The organism is Lysinibacillus sp. CTST325 (assembly GCF_054665055.1).
This window is the reverse complement of record NZ_BAAFHO010000066.1, coordinates 1-255: the sequence shown is the minus strand read 5'-3', so window position 1 is coordinate 255 and position 255 is coordinate 1. Positions and strand designations below refer to the sequence as shown.

Here is a 255-nt window from a genome sequence, read left to right as displayed (position 1 = left end):
AGCACAAAAGCGTGCAACCCATGAGTTAGCAGATGAAGCCATCAAAGATATCATTTTAAAAGCGTATCATTTCCGTGGGCGTAGGAAAGGTGCACGTCAAATTAAAATGACGTTAGAAAATCAATATGGGATTACATATAACTTAAAACGTATTCGCCGTATTATGAAGAAATTCGAGATTGTATGCCCAATTCGAAAAGCGAATCCTGCACGTAGAATGGCCAAAGCAACAAAAGAACATCGTACATGTCCAAA

Annotated in this window: 1 protein-coding gene; it reads left to right on the top strand. The window is 38.4% G+C overall.

Annotation, left to right across the window (positions count from 1 at the left end):
• On the top strand, positions 1-255 hold a 255-nt coding region (locus ACYQ73_RS28370), incomplete at both ends, for an IS3 family transposase (protein WP_460015464.1).